General features: G+C 41.4%; 14 protein-coding genes. 8 read left to right on the top strand and 6 right to left on the bottom strand.

The features are described from left to right. Positions 1-72: 72 nt before the first annotated feature. The 5 genes from alr to FHS59_RS19060 form a co-directional block, all read right to left on the bottom strand. Positions 73-1,230 (bottom strand): alanine racemase, encoded by a 1,158-nt coding sequence (gene alr, locus FHS59_RS19040; RefSeq protein ID WP_184497012.1) that lies wholly within the window; start codon positions 1,228-1,230, stop codon positions 73-75. Then, on the bottom strand, positions 1,224-3,212 hold the full coding sequence (locus tag FHS59_RS19045) for a hypothetical protein (RefSeq protein WP_184497013.1): 1,989 nt from the start codon (positions 3,210-3,212) through the stop codon (positions 1,224-1,226). Before FHS59_RS19045 ends, alr begins: the two co-directional genes overlap by 7 nt. A 15-nt stretch (positions 3,213-3,227) precedes the next feature. Next, entirely contained in the window at positions 3,228-4,451 is a 1,224-nt protein-coding gene (locus FHS59_RS19050; protein WP_184497014.1) for an ATP-grasp domain-containing protein, read from the bottom strand. A 417-nt stretch (positions 4,452-4,868) separates the two neighbouring features. Beyond that, positions 4,869-6,131: a S41 family peptidase gene (locus FHS59_RS19055; protein ID WP_246388516.1), complete on the bottom strand. Its 1,263-nt coding sequence runs from the start codon at positions 6,129-6,131 to the stop codon at positions 4,869-4,871. A 368-nt stretch (positions 6,132-6,499) separates the two neighbouring features. Continuing rightward, entirely contained in the window at positions 6,500-7,426 is a 927-nt protein-coding gene (locus FHS59_RS19060) for a hypothetical protein (RefSeq protein WP_184497016.1), read from the bottom strand. A 453-nt stretch (positions 7,427-7,879) separates the two neighbouring features. On the opposite strand from FHS59_RS19060, the gene FHS59_RS19065 reads away from it, so the two are divergent. Further along, positions 7,880-9,223: a hypothetical protein gene (locus FHS59_RS19065; RefSeq protein WP_184497018.1), complete on the top strand. Its 1,344-nt coding sequence runs from the start codon at positions 7,880-7,882 to the stop codon at positions 9,221-9,223. 302 nt (positions 9,224-9,525) lie between these two features. On the opposite strand, the gene FHS59_RS19070 is transcribed toward FHS59_RS19065, so the two are convergent. Then, a complete protein-coding gene (locus FHS59_RS19070) occupies positions 9,526-9,822 on the bottom strand; it encodes a hypothetical protein (protein ID WP_184497020.1) in 297 nt (98 codons plus the stop codon). A gap of 287 nt (positions 9,823-10,109) precedes the next feature. Between FHS59_RS19070 and FHS59_RS19075 the strand changes: the two genes are divergently transcribed. The 7 genes from FHS59_RS19075 (at position 10,110) to FHS59_RS19105 (ending at position 19,261) form a co-directional block, all read left to right on the top strand. Beyond that, positions 10,110-10,937 (top strand): alpha/beta fold hydrolase, encoded by an 828-nt coding sequence (locus tag FHS59_RS19075; protein ID WP_184497022.1) that lies wholly within the window; start codon positions 10,110-10,112, stop codon positions 10,935-10,937. Positions 10,938-11,821: 884 nt separating this feature from the next. Then, on the top strand, positions 11,822-14,044 hold the full coding sequence (locus tag FHS59_RS19080) for a histidine kinase (RefSeq protein WP_184497024.1): 2,223 nt from the start codon (positions 11,822-11,824) through the stop codon (positions 14,042-14,044). Between the two features lie 43 nt (positions 14,045-14,087). Next, entirely contained in the window at positions 14,088-14,726 is a 639-nt protein-coding gene (locus FHS59_RS19085; protein ID WP_184497026.1) for a response regulator, read from the top strand. Between the two features lie 96 nt (positions 14,727-14,822). After that, on the top strand, positions 14,823-16,094 hold the full coding sequence (locus tag FHS59_RS19090; protein WP_184497027.1) for an OmpA family protein: 1,272 nt from the start codon (positions 14,823-14,825) through the stop codon (positions 16,092-16,094). 3 nt (positions 16,095-16,097) lie between these two features. Continuing rightward, positions 16,098-17,141 (top strand): hypothetical protein, encoded by a 1,044-nt coding sequence (locus FHS59_RS19095; RefSeq protein WP_184497029.1) that lies wholly within the window; start codon positions 16,098-16,100, stop codon positions 17,139-17,141. A 4-nt stretch (positions 17,142-17,145) separates the two neighbouring features. Then, positions 17,146-18,447, top strand: a complete 1,302-nt coding sequence (locus tag FHS59_RS19100) for a hypothetical protein (protein WP_184497031.1) — start codon at positions 17,146-17,148, stop codon at positions 18,445-18,447. 13 nt (positions 18,448-18,460) lie between these two features. After that, on the top strand, positions 18,461-19,261 hold the full coding sequence (locus FHS59_RS19105) for a TapB family protein (protein WP_184497033.1): 801 nt from the start codon (positions 18,461-18,463) through the stop codon (positions 19,259-19,261). Positions 19,262-19,276 lie beyond the last annotated feature (15 nt).

Raw genomic sequence — 19,276 nt, forward strand, 5'->3', positions numbered from 1 at the left:
CAATTCCACTATTATAAATGGAATCCAATAGTTTCCTTTCTCCTAAAATGGAAATTTGTCATCAATCCATTTCTATTTCGTGATTCTCCTAGGAATAGCCGCTGGAAGCCTACTCAGCATTTCATTGTTCAGCAACTGAGTGACTTGAGAGAATGAACTGATATTGATGGTATTGTTATTTTGACGGCCTACCAATACAACCTCATCACCAACCTGCACATCTGGGATATTTGAGACATCCACCATAAAAAGATTCATATTGATCAGGCCGACAATTTGTACCTTTTTTCCTTTTATCAGCACATGACCAGAATTGGATTGGGCTCGGGGATAGCCATTACTATAACCAAGGGGCATCACCGCCACTTTCATATCCTGTGAAGCCTGATAGGAGGTACCATAGCCTATAAACTCACCGGCTTCCACATCCCTCACGTCCATTACATCCGTTTTCCAGGTAAAAATCCTCTTCAGAGCACTATCCGATTGCTTCCCTGTTTTTTGTAAATGTGCATAGTAAATATCAGGACTAGGCCAAAAACCATATTGCGCCACACCAATTCTCACCATATCATACACAGTGTCTTTATAGGCCAAAGCAGCTGCGGAACATGCAATATGACGGATTTCCGGCTCGATATTCTTTTGCTTGCATTGCTTCAGGAAGTTTTTGTAGCGCTCATGCTGCTTATCAATTTTAAATTGATTCGAAAAGTTCTCCGCTCCGCCAAAATGAGTACATAGACCTTTAAAGGCTATTTCTTTTGAATGCTTCTTAAGAAAACTTAGCGTAGCAGGAAATTCACTTTTGGTCATTCCAGTTCTATTTGCTCCGGTTTCCACTTCAATGTGCACTTTGGCTTGCTTTCCTAGCCTCTGAGCGGACTCCAATACTAAGGGTAGTCTTTCGTAATTGAAGACATAAAACTCAATTCCATTTTCTACAGCCCAGTCAATATCCTCATCATAAAGAATACCCATGATCATAGCATCACTGCTCTCAGATTTTGCTTCTAAAACTTCCTCTGCCTCAAATGCCGATGCAGTGGCAAAATGACTTACTCCGGCTTTTTCAGCCATCTTCACAAATTCACGAATTCCATGGCCATAGGCATTTGCCTTGACCACGGAAGATATTTTTACGCCTTCACCGACCTTCTTTTTGATGAAGTTGATATTATTTGTCAATGAGGATTGACTGAGTTCTATTCTTGATGAATGTCTTACCATAATTTCGTTTGTTGATTCCAGGTATAGGATTTCCCCCAACTTTCTCTTCCAAGTTTTTCCACCCGCTCCAGTTCTTCTGTTGGGACCTGATTTAATCTGTCTTTTACATCCAATGTGCTGTAATGGAAGGCATAAACCCTTGCGGCAAACTGATAGAATGGAAGGGAAGATTCTCCTTTCTTTTCTCCTTTACCATGAACAGAAGGGATGATATTCTGTCCCCAGTCCTGTCTGCCCTCATTGTTGGGATTGAGGAAGTAGGCGCGGATTTCTCCCTTGGGACTTTTCTCCACTCGTAGGAGGGAAACGGCATGAAAACCAATCATATCCCCTTTGTTACTGGTAATGAAAATACCCACAGGGTTGGGGTAAACCATCTGCTTATTATTGTTGTAATCCGGGTGAAAAGCAGCATAAAATATCCGCACATATCCTGGGAAGTCCATGATGGAATTACTCATGTAATCATAACAGGAGGCAAAACCCACTTGGATCCATTGTCCATACATGGCCGGATTAACCCATTTATGTGGATCTTCCAATCTTCCTGCGGAAAGCCGCATCATCTCATTGTAGATTTTGTCCAGATGTGGAACCAATACAATGGACACCACATCCAGATTATAATCCAACTGATCCAGCAGGCCTTTGATCAGATTGTTGGAAACCAGATTCTGGTTTTCGAAGCGCATGATCAGATTGTTTTGGGTGGCTACGGTGATAATCATATCGATCAGCTTGGCCGGGGAATGCTGACTCCACATGCTAATGCCCCGGGCAGATTGACAGGTAGGGTTATTCCCTTGACCCACACCCAAAGGCTGTCCCAAAACCTTGATCGTTCCTCCAATCAGATACTGTAATGCCGTGACCTCTTCATCCCGATTGACCAGAGATTTCAAAATCCTCTTTTCCACCTGGGGATTGATCTTTATCCTGCGAAGGTTTTCTAACCCCACCCGAACAGCCCTTCGGGAAAATAGGTTTTTGCGGAGCATTCGGGCTAGGCCATAAATACACTGGCAGTTATCCCAACTCACTGTTTCTAAAATCAGGGAAGAAATCATCTCATGGTATTTGTCCCATTCGGCTGTTCCCCGATCATTTAAATCCAGGCAAATCGGAACCAAATCACCATGGGCTTTCACAAGATGCTTTAGAAAAACAGCTTGATACCCACTTACCAAACCTGTGGCATTCATGCAGCTTCCCATTTCCTCTGCTTCTTTTGCCAAAGTTTCCTCATCCGCATTTTCCAGAAAAGTCTGGTAGGAATCCTTTCCTTGATGAGCTTTTGAGCCTTCGGAAGGAGCATACAAGGCATCGATATAAATCCGCATTTCCTGATCCAGCTTGAGATCCCCGGAAGTATCAAATCTCCTGTTGACCAAACTGATAAGTTCCCGGGCTTTTGAGGTGCGGATGGGGCGCTGTTCACAAATCAGGCGAATTTCTTCCACTAGCTTTTCATAAACTCCGCGCAAATCCATTTCGGACATGATAAAGCCAAAGAGATTGAATGCCTTCTTTAATTCCCGTTCGGGCATTTTCACACGCGTCTCCTCAGTAGGTTCACGTAGCGCAAACTCAAGATTATGCACGATTACCTCCTCCAAGAAACGCTGTGCATCCTCCGCAGAGACGGTTTGATGTACATCCTCTCCTTTGGCATAGCGAAGCATTCGTAGCTCCGATAATGCCTCAAAACTGGAGGATGGATGCCCATATTTAAGCGTTCCCTTGACTAAATAGGGAACAAGCTTGTCAGGATCATTCCAGGATGTTCCTTTAAAAAACTCAGCCTGATCGAGGGTGACGCTTTTGCTATATAAAAAAGCAAGACCAGATCTGGTCAAGCTTAGTATATCGATATGACTGGCTAATTTTGTTGCCTTTTCCTTTTTGGTCAGCGGTCCCGAGTCGATAAACTCCTGGAGACTTTGTTCAAAATTAGTAAATACCTTATCGGTGGTTAATTGCATGTATTGATTGAAAATTTACACGTAAAACTCTTCTTCCTCGTAATGCTTCAGCAACTCGGTCATGCGATCTGGATCTTCACCTTTGAAGTTGATTGTACCAAAATGATTTCCAAATCCATCCCTGTCTGCACTGAGCTTTTGTCCTTCATAAGGTGCGATAAGGGTATGCTCTACAAAGTAAGGCTCGTCATTCAAAGACTCAGGGATTTCAAGTTTTGAGAATTGGCGCTTACGAGGATAGATCATCACATTGCCATGGTAGTTTTTAGGTTTGAAGTCTTTCGCAGGAAAGATCTCATCCAATTCCTCTTCCGTAATATTCGGATCATGGCAAATCACAAAGGCTGCCAATGCATCAAATTCATAGGATTTGGAGCAAAGTTCTAAAATATGCCCTCCTGGAATCCTGCATGCTGTTTCTCCAAAGTTAAGTTCGTCCTTATCGGTCAGGAACCATTCTGGGTGAACCATCCCGTATTCTATTCCGAAGATATCCACCATCTTTTGTACTTCCTTGTGGATCAGATCGCGTTTGCTTTCCAGGTATTTTCCTTCGGGAATGAAATTGGAATAACCCAGCTTGACGTATTCGGTGATATTCAGGAATCTGATTTTTCCTTTATTGATAAATGCCTCGCAGGAAAACTCACGGCCGGGTAGGTGACTTTCGGCCAAACACGGGAAATCACTGTCTTCACATTTTTCATCGATATCACTCATGGAGCGCAGCAATCTATGCCCCACAGTTCCCGCTGAAGCAAAAGGTTTGATATGTACCCAGCTATCTTCTTCTCCATCGAGCTGAAGATTTGCCTGATTGAGTCGTTTCATAAAGGCTTTGACACCCTCTTTATTATAAACTTCCTCAAAGAGTCCTACTCGGAGACCACCAATCAGCGCTTTTCGCTTCATCATGGCTTTGTTTCGGAATAAGAAAGCCCTGTTGAGCACTCGTGGATCGCCTCGGTAAATTGAGTTTAAGGCACCAGCCCATTCGACAGTTTCCTCGTAAAGCGGCACAGCCACATCCACATCAAAAGCCTTCAACTTTTCATATAAGTCGATGGAATTGGAAGTATCAGACCATTCGTCTAAAGGGTAGGAAACAAAAGGGATATTATTTTCAGCAGCATAAGTTTCAAAATCCGAAAAGGAAACTACTACAAAAGGACGTCCGGTCTTCTGCATGCTTTCGATGACAGGAAGACTCCAGCCTATTAATGCAAAACATTTTGCCATGGTATTTTAAGGTTTAGGGTTAAAAATTGATTGAAAATCAGATGCTCTGGTCCACACAGGATGTGTGAGGAGAAAGGACAGAATTGTCAAAAAGACCAGAGTACCTTATTATACAAGGGCTGTACACCGAAGATCGTTCCATCTTTTTTCAATCCCCTTGCTGAGTACAGCAGGTTCTTAGAATAGTGGAATTAAAGGAGTGGCCAATCACTAAATGCGGTCAATGATTTATTAAAAAGCTTTTTTATTCTACATAACCGCTTTCATAACAATACCCAAAGGAAAAAAGGGTTGAAGTTTTTTTGAGCGTGCTGTGGACTATGGACTGTCGTCGATGGACGATTATCACCTATATACACATTCTGCAATTACTGGCTCCATTGCGGACAATAATATTATCTTTTTAAGAAATAAGAATTAATGTTTTTCTTGGCTTATTAAGAAATCAAGAGCTTTTTCTAATACAGGATCTCTATCTTCTAAATAGTCATTAAGGGTTTTTTGAACAAAAATATCAGGTTGGATTCCAACTCCCACAAACTCTCTTCCATCTGGATATGTGTCTTTTTTTGTACAAACCCTAGCAAGGCCTCCTTGGGGTAAATTAAAACTTAGCGGCTTACCGGTACTCCCATAGCTGGGTTCACCAATTTTGGTCATATGCTTTTGCTTATCAGCGTAAATCAGAAAATCTTCCGCAGCAGAAGCAGTCCCATGGCCGATTAAAATTGCTGTAGGAACTATAATTCTTTTATTCTTGAGTAGCCTTTTATCTCCTGGTCCCAATGTGTCTGGAGAATATGGCAGATCATAAAAATAGGTATCATTACCTCTTGCTTTAAAAGTCGCTACATGCTGTCTGGTCTGAGATTTAGAACCAAAAAAAACAGTGTCTTCCGTTAGGTAATGTAAGATGACCTTTCCAATAATGGTATTTCCTCCTCCGTTATTTCGTAAATCTAAGATCAGGGATTCTGCTTGCTGTAATTCTTTGTTTTTTTTACGAAACATCTCAGCAATTTCCCAATCCGAAAAGGAGTTCAGAGAGATATAGGCAGTGTTGTTGGGATACCACTTAAACTCAAAAAGTTCTTTCTTTTCTATGACGGGAAACATTTCCCTATCTTCGGATTTTGCTATCGTGATATTCAATGTTTTTTCATCACCATTGGGCTGCAATAATTTTAAATCATAGGTGGTGCCCAGATAACCTTCAAGCAACTTTTTTATGCCCCAGTCTTCTAAAGTGTAAGATGTGGAAGCGGAAATATATGGGAGAACATTTTCGTTTAAGTAATCTCTAGTGGGAATACCGTTTACTTCAATAATCTCGGATCCAATTGGAATTTCTTCTTTTTTACTTTCATTGATATGAGTTATTATGGCCTTCCCACCAATATTATTAATAATGAAGCGGTATTTCCCATAGTTGTTATTAAGTACTTTTTCCTGAATGTATTTTGGAAAGTAAACATTGGTATGTCCATCTTTCAGGGTTGCACAAAACTTCTGAAGCAATCGATAATACTCGAAATCATTGGAAGTTTCCTGAACCTTGGAGGTAAGTTCCTTGAATAGCTCATCCCACTTAAGTTGATCCACTTTGTAGAGGTAGACAGAATTATAGTTTACTTCCTGCCAAAATTTAGAGAGGCCATAGATTTTATCTTCCTGGGTCAAATTATTCGGTATCTGGCCAAACGCTAAGCAGGAGGAAAAAAAGAAGCTAAAAAGACAAAGGAGTTTAAAGTTTTTGAATGTCATAATTTTTAAACTAAAAGAACTTGCAATAAATGCATTTCTATGGAAAATAATTGGCAAGTTGGCTGGAAATAATACTTTGAAACTCCACTTTTGGCGCTGGATCTAATTTTAATCAATGAAGTGATTTTTCTAAAGTTCAGCTAAGAAGACATGGAACTTGAGATGACTTTAATGCCATTAGCGGAAATTATCAAAATAGAATGAGGATCCAGAATGTAAAATATTGAGATCAGAAATAGGATAAAAAATAAGGGTCACTCTTTTGAGGACCCTTAAAAATTTAATTAGTTGATTTCTATAGGTATGGACCTCATTGAAGCATTTCCAGCCTCATCTTCAGCCCATATAATCATGACAAAATTAGATTTTCCCTCTGGAAAATCCATTGGATCAATTTCCAATAACTCATTAAAAGTAAGCTCGGATACTGAAGGAAGTTCGCTTCCCGATTTATCCAATCTTAAAGACTGACCCCACATCCTTTCATCGTAGACTATTTGATCTGTTTCTCCTTTATAGTCACCCAAGACATCTTGATCAGCCAGCTTAATCCAAACAAACTTCAAGGGAGTTGACAGTTCGTCATCTGTCTTCATGATTCCACCTTCTAGTGAAAGTGCCTCATTGGTTTCTAAAGTTATAACGTCAGGGAGTCCATGAGGTCTATGAATTAAAGGAGCATAAGTTCTTTCAACAAAGACAATGGTTTGATAATTAGATCCAAATTCATGATTGGTTATGTTACCATGAATGTCTTGCGCATCGATGCTCAACTCATAGGGGCCTGCGAGAATTGGAAGGGAAGCAACAGAATAGGTTCCTTTCCATTCTATGGTAAAAGGGTCAAAGTTTATTTCATCTTTTCCAGGTTGGAAGTTGTATTTTGGACTATCATAATCTTTATTGATAATCTCAGTATGGTTTAATAACTCAAATTTATTGGCGAAATCACCTTCTGCATTATTGGGCAAATCTCCTTTAACTCCCAGAATTATTTCTGAGATTCCTTCAGGGTCACTTATATTTAAATAATACCGAAAAGATGACCAATCCCATGGAATAACTTGGCCAGGGTAAGGTTCAATTTCTGAAGAATATTCTAATTTAGAAATTGTCGGAATGGTATTGTCAATAGGCTGTGGTGGGTCTTCACTGCAGGATGCAAAACCTATAGAAGCAATTAATAGGGTAAAAAGAGAATGTTTATTCATTTGATTGAAAGAAAAAGAGTAGAACTTCACCATAATTAAATAATAAGTTCGTATTTAAAAATAAAAAGTTCGGGTTTCTAGTTATTATTTTTTAAAGGTTGATAACCTTTCTTTCAATTAACTCCTTCGATTTAAATCTCTTCATAGAAGTTTCTCTTGCAGTTTTTAAAATACGGATAACTCGCTTCATAAATAGTGAGTTCTAACAATCTCATGTTTTAATTCTTTTGATTTCATTTATTTTTTTAGTCGTCACATGTGAATAAATCTCAGAAAAAGACGTTCTGAAACTTAAAAATTCCTAAATAAATTAAAAACGTAATTGATGTTTGGGACAACCCACTATATTCAAATTATTATTTCGAAAATATTTTTAGTTTAAAAAAATCAGCCATGAGAAAGTTATTGACATGTTTCATTTTTCTTGTTTTATCTTCCCATAGCCAACTATTAATGGCACAAAATAAATTCAATCTAGAATTTTATGGCGGGCCTCAGAGAAGCTATAATCATGTGGTCTTTACTCCGGCTCAGCCAGGCATAGACGTAAAAGCTCCTTGGAATTATAATCTTGGTATTAATTTTCTAACCCGTTTGAAGCAAAATTTGCAATTGTCGGTACAGGCAGAATATGCAAGAAACAATCAGAAGACAATAAATTATCCAAATTATCCCGACATGAGTTCAAGTTTCCAAAGGCAAATATCTACCGAAAGCTTTGGGAATTATAGTGTCGGGCTTCGATATAATTGGGAAAAAGAAAATCATGGTTTTTTCCTTCAACCATCAATTGGCATTACAGTAAATAAATTTTTCGACTTAATCTCAACGGATTCCATCACTCAAGTTTCTTATGAGAATAAAACTGAAATCATACCTAACCTTAGATTGGAAGCTGGGTATAAATATTACACAAATAGGAAAAATTATTTCATGGTCGGGATCCGACATCAATTAGGTCTTCAGAATCTGAACCCACTCAGTTTTTACAGGGGCCAATCTGCATATTCAACAGAAATTTCACGTAGTGGATCTTACACAAGTATGTTTGTTGGTTATGGAATTAATCTCGACAATTGGTCGAAAAGCAAACGTCAGGAATACAAAAAAAATAAAGCGAAAGAGAGCAAAGAAATTAAAAGAGACCGTGCTTGGAGTAGTGGCGCTTATCTAGTAGGAAGTGGATTCCTACGATTCAGGCCCAAATCGGAAAGAGAGCCAAATCTTGGATTTTCACATATTTCCAGTGGAAGTTTATTTGGGGCGGGCTACCGGTTAAACTCCTTAAGTGTTGAAACCGGCTACGCCACTTTTAGCTATGCCAACTCAATCTCTATTCCACAGCTTAATACTCGTGTTGTTTTAAATTCATCCAGTATTCATGCAATTCCTCTGACTTTGAAATATGATTTTCTAATAGGTGATAAAAATCGTTTAAGAATAGGCTCATCATTTTCCACCTATTTAATCACAGGTTCTGGAAACGACTTTGGAAGGGAAGGAGGGTTTGGAGGACCTGATTTCAATTTATCCTATGTAGCCCAAAATTCCGATTTGAATGGTAAGGTTTTTTTCAATGCAGGAGTGTATGCGGAATTACCCATTTTCAATTCAAGTTTGATCAACTTCAAAGTGTCGCAAAATTTTGGTAGTCCAAAAGTAGGTACGGTAGATTTGACTGGGCAAATAAAAGGAGATCCTGTGGGTTTCAAATCATCCGGCACACTTAATGGCTTTATGCTAGAAATGGGCTACAAATTGCCTTTGAATTTAATATTTAAGAAAGGACAAAAGTGATTTTCATATTAGTTAGAAAATCATCAGGTTCTTTACTATTAAATTCCAGTTATACTATTATAGCTTAAACCGAACCCCGAGTACCTCCATGCCTTTTTTGGTTTTGTGATATTGTATTCTAAAAGGTCAGTTGGTTTGGCAGTTTTTAGAGTTTTGGACAATAGCAAAATTCCCTATTGTTGTAGATCTAAACAACCTTTAACTAACATAAAAACTACCGTAGTTGGCAATTGTAGATAAATAGGAAAGAGACGGGTAGAATTAGTAGTGAATAACAGGAACTGCACAACTGTATCCAAAAATCATCCTAGCTTTTTCTTGATAAATTCGACCATCTCTTCTTTAGTGCTATAATCGGATGGACGTAATTCTAATTCAGCTGCATTATCTTTTCTGAATTTATTGAATCTCGCCGTTAAATCACGTCCTATAATCTCACTGGTAGCCCTTTCAACTTCAGGAAGTGAGGTGTATACTGCTTCGACTTCTTCAATCGTTTCGTAAATAACGGGTCGGGGATGATTTACCCATTCTTGTTTTTTGTTACACCAAGTGATGAGTTTATCTCCTGTTTTTTTGATATAGTAAATCATACTCATAGATCCCTAATTTATCGCTTTTTTCTTTTAACATCCCTTTCCACTTTTGACCAATTTTCCTTATCAATTCATGGGATTGAAATGAACTTGGATTTTAATACCCATTCAATTTCCTTAGGTGAAGGGAAAACGTATATAAATGACAAATAGGGAATTATCTTCCCGAATAGGGTAGGCTTTCTGCTTTGATCTGTAGCTGATTGCCTCCTATTCTCTTGTTAAACCAGCATATGTTGCATGGCATCGATTTTGGAGTTTTTAAGCTTACAACCTAAAAATAACTCACTATGCCATTTTTAAAACATGAAATCGGAAACCAAAAAATTAGAATCTTCTATCAGGATTATGGAGATGGTGATCCTGTAATTTTAATTCACGGTTGGCCTCTCAGTCATCAGGCTTGGGAAGGACAAATCGCAACCTTAGTAGATGCCGGCTATCGGGTAATTGCCTACGATAGAAGAGGATTTGGGAAATCATCCCAGCCTCTTGGTGATTATGACTTCAGTGCTTTGACAGTAGATCTCCGTGAACTTATCTTACAATTAGAACTTACAAATGTGACCTTGGTAGGATTCAGTATGGGTGGAGGAGAGGTCGTTCGCTATTTCACGGATTACGAAGGAGACAGGGTTGTGAAAGCTGCCTTGATTGCTTCAATTATTCCTTTGGTAGCTCAAAAACCAGACAATCCCTCTGGAGTTCCTCAAGAGAATCTGAATGATATCATGCAGAATCTAAAATCTGATCGCATTGGGTTTCTAAAGGGCTTTCATGAGAACTTCTACAATTTTCAAGAATTAAAAGACCGGGTGTCCCAGGCGAATCTTGACTATGATTTTTCCATTGCAAGCCATGCCTCAGCTATAGCCACTATCAAATCTGCAGAAGCTTGGGCTAGTACAGATTTCAGGTTTGAATTGAAAAATGTTGATGTTCCCACACTTATCATACATGGAGACGCGGACAACATAGTTCCATTTCAAACTTCTGCAGCTCAGGCAGCGAAAGGAATTGCTGATAATGAATACCATCTTATCCCAGATGCTCCGCATGGATTAAATCTCACCCACAGGGATGAAGTAAATAAATTACTGCTGGCTTTTCTTAAGTAATAAGAAAACCTAAGAAAGAGTTTAACCGAACTGGAAAATAATTCGAATTCTGGATAGGAAACTCTTTTTTGAATTTTGCTCAAATCAATAATTTGAACTAAACCAAGATTGAAGATGAACACGTTTTTAAACAAAAATACATGGCTTTCAAAGCTTCTTCTGGCAATCATCCTCATGATTCCAACTATTACCTATGCTCAATACCAGGAGGGGATCCCCAAGCCAAGTGGTCCCGTTGATTTATCCAAGACTAGCAACATAGTCATTTTTATAGCCTTACCCTTGATAATTCTGATCGTATATTTGATTTTTAGGAAGCGGATCAAGAGAATTAAGGAAGAAAAAAGAAAGAATATGTAACTCCCTCAAATCTGCCAAGATCAAGGTATGTACTATAACCCATTCCTATTAGGATCCATCCGCATAGCCTCTATTAATGGGATCTTGATGCATATCAATATGGGAGAAATAATTCAGGATTTTTATGAATAGACAATTTCCACGATTTGATTTTTTGACCTTATCAATAGGAATGGCGCTTTAGGCCATTCCAAATTAACGATCGATATATTATTTAGGGCTTTAGCCATATTTAATTAACCTCATGTCCCGATCTGTATCGGGGCAAAAGGATGTTGATGGGATCTTGATGCATATCAATATGGGAGAAATAATTCAGGATTTTTAGAATAAACAATTTCAACGATTTGATTTTTTGACCTTATCAATAGGAAAAGCGCTTTAGGCCATTCCAATTTAAAGCTTGTTTGGATCGGATAATTTCGCCTTGCTGTTTTCTGGTTAGATTATATTCAGACAGATTTATTTATCTTAACAATGGATTATCTCACAGGATTTTACGTGAGTTCAAAAATTTTTCAAACATGGGTCGTATTCTCTTATTCTGCTGTTTTTGTGGGCTAGGATTATCCCTTGGCGGGAAAGCATTTTCCCAGGCACCTGCCCAATCCGACTCCTTGCAGATAAGTTCCTTGCTCCAAAAAGCGGATCAATTCATGATTTCAGGAGACCTTATCCAGGCACATTCCTTTGCAGATGAGGCGCTTGCTTTTGCCAGACAAAAGGGATTGAACTATGATCATGCTGCTGCGCTATTGAAAAAAGGGGAGATTTTTTTGGAGGAGGATCAACTGGATCAGGCTGAAACTCTTTCCAAAGAGGCCTATTCCCTAGGCCAGGATATGTCAAACCCCGAGCTGATGGCAAGGGCTGAATTGCTTCATGCCCAAGCCCTGATGTATGGGGGACAGGTAAAAGAATCCCTTCCTGTTTTTGAGCAGGCGATTGAAAGATATTTCAAATCCCATCCCTCAGAGGAAGCAGCCTTAGCTTACAATGATTATGGGTATGCCCTTGGACTTAATGGAGCCCCAGAAAAGCAAATCAATAACCTGATCCTTTCCAAAGAAATTCTGGAGCAAGTCAACCCTGAAAACTTTGCCGAGCTGGGAGTGACGCTCAACAATATTTCCATCGCCTACTATTCACTGAGGGACATGCCCAAAGCGATTGCCTATGCTCTTCAGTCCATCGCTTATCGGGAAAAGGCTGGAGACAAGGCAAAAATGGCACTTGGATATTGCAATATCAGCCAATTTTATCGGGGTATTGACCAGCAAAAGGTGGAAGTATATCTAGGCCTCTGTGCCCGTTTGGCCGAAGAGGCAGGGGACGAGGATCGCATGTCTCAGGCCTATATTACTTCAGCCTTGTTGTATAGCGATCAGGGAGACCGGGAGAAAGCACTGGAATTTGAACAGAAGGCCATGGTTATCCTTCAAAAAAAAGGGCAGGATCCAGCGATGATTTCCAGAAGATTTCTTTCCATGGCAATGCACGCGGTCGCCTTGGAAAAAGACTCCCTGACGGTCATGAATTATTTCAACCAATCCATGGCTTATAACCAGCGAAACCTCAACAAGGCCAACTTTAGGGATCTATATCAGCAATTGGCCTTCTATTATAGGAGCCAGGGAAAGTATCGACAAGCCTACGATTACATCAACTTGCATACCCTCTACCGGGATAGCATCATTCAGGAAAACACTTTGAGCAATATTGCCGAATTGGAAAAGAAGTTTGAAACTGAAAAGAAAGACAATGAAATTCTAAGGCTGTTGAATCAAGACCAGCTAAATGAACTGGAAATTGAAAAACAAAAGGCCTTGTTATCTCAAAACTTGTTGGAAGTAGGTAAAAAGGAGCAGGCAATTACCCTGCTGACCCAAAACCAAGAACTCAATCAGTTGAAGATCCAACAACAAAATGAAGAATTGCAAAAGCAGGCACTCATAGCCACTACCAAGGAACAGCAGCTGGCTCTGGTTGAAAAAGAAAGTGAGATTCGGGATAGGCAGCTTCAGGAATCCAGACTATACCGGAACCTCAGTTTTCTGGCTTTTGGCATCTTGGTTTTAATTGGGTATTTTCTTTTCACCCGATACAAACTTCAAAGAAAATTAAAGGAGCAGGAGTCCTTGCTCGCAATCCGGGGAGATATTGCCAAAGATCTTCATGATGAAATTGGCTCTATCCTGACAAGTATCAAGATTCTTTCTGAGGTATCTGCCAAGAAAATGGCCGTAACCCAAGAGCCCATTAGACCCTACCTTCATCAAATCACAGCTCAATCCGTAGAAGCCCAACAAGGGATGAGTGATATTGTCTGGGCTGTCAATCCTGAAAATGACAAAATAGGGGATCTGGTGGTACGGATGAGAGAGTACTTGGTTAAAACGCTGGAACCTAAAGAAATCGAAATTCAACTTTTGGTCGAGGAGCAGGTGGTTCAAAAGAAATTGAAAATGAACCAACGCCGGGATTTTCTGATGATGTTTAAGGAAGTAATTAACAATATCGCCAAACATTCCGAAGCCAAAAAAGTGTCCATTCAACTGCTTGCCAAAGGGCAGGACTTGCTTTTTTCTACCAAGGATGATGGGAAAGGGTTTGACTTAGCCGCCAACCGATCTTCCAGTGGACTCAAAAATCTTTACAGTAGGGCCAAAGCATTAGGAGGCTCTTGTACTATATCCAGTGAGATTGGATATGGGACTGAGGTGCAGATTTTGCTGCCCCCCGCATGATTATGTAGTTCTTTTTGCCTTTTTGGTTGCCTATTTTTAATTCATGAAAACAAAAGTGCTGGTATACGATGACAACGAAATGCTCCGGAGCAGCATTCGTTTTTTGGTGGAATCTGAGCCTGAAATGGATCTGGTGGCTTCTCTCCCCAATGCGCAATCAGTAGAACAGGATATTGTTCAATACAAACCTGATGTAATCTTGATGGATATCGACATGCCCCTGGTCAATGGCGTCCAAGCTGTTGCACGTATCCGGAAAATAGAAGAGGACTTGCCCGTGATCATGTTGACAGTATTTGAGGACAACGAGAACATCTTCAATGCCATTTATGCTGGAGCATCTGGATACATCCTAAAAAGACACCTCAGTGAAGAGATTGCATATGCAATCCGAACAGTCTTGAACGGAGGAGCTCCCATGACGGGTTCCGTAGCTAAAAAAGTACTCAAAATGCTACCAAGAGCCAAAAGCCAGGAGCAGGAAAAAAGTAACTTGACGGAAAAGGAAACGAAAATTTTGGAGCTTTTGGTGCATGGGTTTAGCTACAAAATGATCGCCTCTGAGATTTTTATCAGCATCGATACCGTAAGATTTCATATTAAGAAGATTTATGAAAAGCTCCATGTACACTCAGCCACCGAGGCAGTATCCAAAGCCCTTAAAAATCGGTTGGTGGAATAATTGTGCAGAGAGTTAAGAAGGAGGGGGTGATTTCCACATGAATATGTAGTTGAGAGACAATGGTTATGGTTCTAATTTTAATGAAAAATCAGAACCATGAGACAACTACTTTTACTTCCGCTTTTAGTATTGGGGGAATGGGCCTTGTGCCAAAGTCTCCCAGAGAAAACCAAAGAGAAGACAGAACAAAAGGTCATTCAGCGTACGGATCAAAAAATTGATCAAAGCATTGACAAAGGCCTCAACAAAATGGAAGAGGCGATCAATGGCATGTTTAAAAAGAAATCAAAGAAGTCGAAAGAGGAACCTGGTGAAGAAGATGGATTGGATGATTCTGGTAGTGCCAAATCTCCTTCTTCCAAGTCTCCCGCTCAGGCATCTGATTTTGTGCCGGGAGTGGAAGTCTTGTTCAGTGATGATTTTTCCCAAGATGCCTTGGGGGATTTTCCTGCACAGTGGAATACCAATGGAAGTGGGCAGGTGGTTGAGGTAGAAGGTCAGCGCTGGCTGGAGGTAATCCACAACAGTATCGTCAATCCGGTGATGGACCAAGCCCTTCCCGAAAATGCCACGGTCCAGTTTGATTTGCTGCTATTGGAGGATGGCTCCACGCCATTTGTGCAGTTTGGCCTGACCAACGTGCGGGATATTCTGAGAGAAGATGTCAACTATGGCAATAAATTTTTTGTGAATATTCATGGCTTTGCAGGAAATGACACCAAAACGCTGGAGTATGGACTCAAAGCCGATGTACTAGGCAATAAGAGTGATTTTCCATTGACCCAATACGTAAATGAGGTACTTCATGTGGACATCGCTATCAATAAAACCCGGGTCAGAATTTATTTTGACGGGCAAAAACTGATCGACCTACCCCGGGCCCTTAGTCCGGATCTGCTCAACAATATTTTTTTCAACAATAACTACGTCATCCCTGCCTCCGAAACTCCCTTGTACCTTGGGAATGTCCGCATAGCCTCGGCCGAAACCGATGCCAGAAGCCTACTGATCAAGCAATTGATGGAAGAAGGAACTGCCTCTACCTCTGAAATACTCTTTGCGGTGAATAGTGATATCATTGAGACTTCCTCTTTTCCGATCCTGGATCAAATAGGTCAGGCATTGCTGAGTAATCCGGGAATGAATCTTAAAATTACCGGTCACACCGATAGCGATGGAGACGATTCCAGTAACCTGGCTCTATCTATCAACCGGGCAAATTCGGTCAAGACCTATCTGATCACCAAAAAAGGCATAGAGGCCGGAAGGTTGACCATTGATGGAAAAGGGGAGACGATGCCTGTGGCGCCAAATACCTCTGCTGAGGGCAAAGCCAAAAACAGAAGAGTGCAATTCACTAAAAACTGAGTGATGAGACGGGTTTTGATTCTGTTTTTAATGGTGCTTTTGGTCTGGGATGCACAAGCGCAAAAGTCGGATAAAGAAAAAGCACTGGACGCCATGATTCAGTCGGGGATGATACGCCGGGAAGGGAATAACCTGATTGTGAAGGTGCCCAGCAATGCTGATACTGCACAGTACAAACTGATGTACAGTGGCTTGATTACGGATCCAAAGATCCGATTAAGATTTGAAACTTCCACACCGGTGTCTGCGACGACTCCTTCGGGCGGATCTATCTTTTCCAACCAGGGAATCAATACTTCCGGTCAGTCTCAGGTAAGTCCACAGGATCTGGGGCCAATGACGGCACCATCTCAGGTCGCGGTCCAATCTCACATGGTTGTTTTGGGATATACAGGGATGATTTCGCCCACTGCCAGTCAGCAGTTTACAGAGCATAACTGGACCGTACCAGAGGGTGTGACCTCGGTTCGGATGGAGGGCTGGAGTGCTGGAGCTGACGGCTATGGTATGGGTACAGGGGGAGGTGCCGGAGGGTATTTTCTTTCGGTAATTCAGGTGGTCCCTGGTACCGTATTTCGGATTCGTATTCCGGCGAGTGGGAGAAATCTGTATCCCCTGGTCATCCAATCGGATTTGGGTTCGCTGACCATGACCAGCGGCAAGCATCCCGCTGTGGAGATGAGAGATTTGACTCCTGAGGCTTCTAAGGGTGGTTATTTGGAACGAACCTCTGGAGTTTTTGAGAGAAATACTTTTAGTATCCGAGGAGAAGGCGGCCAAGCGGTCAAGGCAACGCCTTTGCGGGAAATTGCCTCAAATGTGTATACCTATCAAATCATCGGAGGAAAAGGCGGGGATGCGCCAAGGGGTGGTTCAGGTGGTGAGGGGATTTTCAAAGTCAACGGCTTTCCGGAATTGTCTAGAGCTGCCCAGCCCGGAAATTTCCCGGGCGGTGGTGGAGGTGCAGGCTATGAACAATATGATCCCAACGCCTCGGATATCAACAGTAGCACTGGAGCGTCTGGCGTGCTGATCATTTACTATTGATAAGATGAAAAAACTACTGATTGCCTTACTGTTTTATGGCTTTGCTCTGGGAGGACTGATGGCCCAAGATCGGGAACGAAGGGATAGCCTGGCGTTTACAGACCATCCCCACAGGCCGTTTTTGCTTTCTGTTTTGGAGGCTCCCGTGCTGGAGGGAATGAGTGAGCCAAGGATTATTTTACCCAATGTCCAGCTGCTTTGCTATGACAAGGCGATCACATTCAAAGTAACTACACCCTCCGGTGAATCTCAGGGCTGTCTTTTTATTGATACGGAAGGCGGATTTATGTCATTCATCCCACCCAAACCGGGTGAGATTCCTGATTGCACGATTAAGCCAGAGGAAGAAGAATTTGACCTCACCGTTATGGGTTTGGCGGGAAATTCCTATCATTATTTTAACTATAGAAACCACGGAACTCTATATCATGGGGTCACGAATACAGGGATTGAGACCACGCAAATAAGCTACACCCACAGTCCAGAACCCATTGAGCTTCGCAGGACTGAAATGACTAAAGAGTTTCTAGGAGGCAAAGTCAAGGCATTTGCCTACAAAGTCACCGACCGCACCGAACTATGGTATCTTTTTGGAAAAGAACTGCCTGACAAAGTCAACTTTGCTCCTAAAAAGTACCTGGGCAATTTTGGAATTGGCTATCAGCAAGCCGAAGAAGGACTCTTTTTGATTCTTGAAGTGGAGGGATCTCCCTACAATGCGCAGATCGTTGACATCTGGGACGTACAAAACTGTTTTGATAGTCGGCCATTTAAACCGATGGAAACGGAGATCTTCGAACGGGCTCTGGAAAGTAATGAGCGGGAAAAGCAAAAGGTGGAGCAACAGGCCCAGAAGATCAACTCCGAGGACTATTGTGCCGGGATCAAAGAAAGGAATTTGCAATTTAAGCGGGAAGTGGCTGAGCGCAAAGAAGGCCAGTTAAGAGTAGGGCAGAGTTCCGCACAGTCCCGGCTAGGACAACCCAATCAGCAGTCTGCAGCCACCTACCAGAGTTTTTCCCAGACCATGCTCAATTTTGACGACATGATTCAGGAAAGCATTTACGATATAGAACTCCGGATTTGTGAGCAGGAGCGCATGCTAACCTTTCAGGGAAATGTCAACAGTCCCTCGACAGTACAGCGAATCCGAGCCAAAATCGAATGTCTCGAGCAGGAAAAGCAGGGACAGATTTCTATGAAGGAGCAGTTTGCCCAGATGGATGCTGCCAACAGCAATGATCCCCAACTACCATACAAGAAACTCCAGCAGCTGTCTTCCTTACAAAGGTCCCGCTGCAACTAAACGAAATGAAGCCATGAACTGTAAAATCATGATTATTTTGGCCTGTGCTCTGCTTGCCTGTGGACGGCCCGAAGAAGTGGCTACCACTGTCCAGTCTGAAAAGGTTTCAGATGCACCGGAATTGGAATCGCCTGTGCCCGGATCTATTCCCTGTGGAGACATTCCTTTTTTTCAACCCGGTACGGAGATAATATCCAAAGACTTTAACAAAACTGGACAGGAAACCTCGGCTCAGACCATAAGGGTTTTGAATGTTCGCCAGGAAAATGGTTTTTCGGTTGCCGAGGTGGAAGGGACCGGTCGATCGCTTCCCACAGGGGCGGAAACCCAGGTAAAGTTTAGCTATCGATGTGATGGCAATAATTTATACTTTGACATGGCATCAATGTATAGAACTCAGGCAAAAGCCAAGGATTCGACTTTTCAGTCAGAGGAATTTATTCTTCCTCTCCAGCTGAAAGTAGGGGAGAATCTACCTGATATCGTTTCTACCGTTCGTTCAGAGCAAGGAGGAAAGCCCCGTTCCATGACGATTACACTTTCCAATAGGAAAGTCACCGCTCAGGAGTCTGTTACCACGGAGGCTGGGACTTGGGATGCATTTAAAATCACCAACGATCTGAAGATAGATATGGAATTGCCCGGCATGGATGCGAACATGAAAGAGATGATTGCGAAAATGCAGGCAGAGACCAAATTGAGCTCCATTACCTGGTTTGCCCCGGCTATCGGAATAGTCAAATCAGAAACCTACAAAAACGGAGAATTGGAGTCGGGCAACCGAATTGTGGGTATTCGTAATCTTCGTCATTAAATAAAATATTCTTAG

This window comes from Algoriphagus iocasae, assembly GCF_014206875.1.
Classification (GTDB): Bacteria; Bacteroidota; Bacteroidia; order Cytophagales; family Cyclobacteriaceae; genus Algoriphagus; species Algoriphagus iocasae.

Coding starts and splice junctions, on each gene's coding strand:
- alr (WP_184497012.1), bottom strand. CDS start 1,230: ATGGTAAGACATTCATCAAGAATAGAACTCAGTCAATCCTCATTGACA.
- FHS59_RS19045 (WP_184497013.1), bottom strand. CDS start 3,212: ATGCAATTAACCACCGATAAGGTATTTACTAATTTTGAACAAAGTCTC.
- FHS59_RS19050 (WP_184497014.1), bottom strand. CDS start 4,451: ATGGCAAAATGTTTTGCATTAATAGGCTGGAGTCTTCCTGTCATCGAA.
- FHS59_RS19060 (WP_184497016.1), bottom strand. CDS start 7,426: ATGAATAAACATTCTCTTTTTACCCTATTAATTGCTTCTATAGGTTTT.
- FHS59_RS19065 (WP_184497018.1), top strand. CDS start 7,880: ATGGCACAAAATAAATTCAATCTAGAATTTTATGGCGGGCCTCAGAGA.
- FHS59_RS19070 (WP_184497020.1), bottom strand. CDS start 9,822: ATGAGTATGATTTACTATATCAAAAAAACAGGAGATAAACTCATCACT.
- FHS59_RS19075 (WP_184497022.1), top strand. CDS start 10,110: ATGCCATTTTTAAAACATGAAATCGGAAACCAAAAAATTAGAATCTTC.
- FHS59_RS19080 (WP_184497024.1), top strand. CDS start 11,822: ATGGGTCGTATTCTCTTATTCTGCTGTTTTTGTGGGCTAGGATTATCC.
- FHS59_RS19085 (WP_184497026.1), top strand. CDS start 14,088: ATGAAAACAAAAGTGCTGGTATACGATGACAACGAAATGCTCCGGAGC.
- FHS59_RS19090 (WP_184497027.1), top strand. CDS start 14,823: ATGAGACAACTACTTTTACTTCCGCTTTTAGTATTGGGGGAATGGGCC.
- FHS59_RS19095 (WP_184497029.1), top strand. CDS start 16,098: ATGAGACGGGTTTTGATTCTGTTTTTAATGGTGCTTTTGGTCTGGGAT.
- FHS59_RS19100 (WP_184497031.1), top strand. CDS start 17,146: ATGAAAAAACTACTGATTGCCTTACTGTTTTATGGCTTTGCTCTGGGA.
- FHS59_RS19105 (WP_184497033.1), top strand. CDS start 18,461: ATGAACTGTAAAATCATGATTATTTTGGCCTGTGCTCTGCTTGCCTGT.